We start from the raw sequence: 305 nt of genomic DNA on the forward strand, positions 1-305 counted from the left end.
TCGGACGACTGGGTGAAGCGCCAAATTGCGGCAGGCCGTACGGGCAACCTTGGAGAGCAGGGGGCCATGCGTGAAATTCTCGAGCGCGATCTGATCGAGGCTGCCAAGGAACGGGTTCTTCAAATCGATTGGGACGAGAAGAAGGCGCGGGCTGCCAAGCGCGCCTGGGCGAATCTGCAGTACGAATGTCTTCCGAGCGCATCGATCGACGCCGTGCGCTACATCGATCCGACGATTCTTGTTGAAAAGGACATTTTGGATTTGAACGGCAATGCCGTTCGCAAGGCGGGCGAGCGCGTCAATCC

General features: G+C 58.7%; 1 pseudogene. It reads left to right on the forward strand.

Annotated features, from left to right (window positions below):
* A pseudogene (locus H6A60_RS12995) lies at nucleotides 1-305 on the forward strand (hypothetical protein); the annotation flags it as partial.

Origin of the sequence: Sutterella massiliensis (assembly GCF_016899755.1) — a bacterium.
Classification (GTDB): Bacteria; Pseudomonadota; Gammaproteobacteria; order Burkholderiales; family Burkholderiaceae_F; genus Sutterella; species Sutterella massiliensis.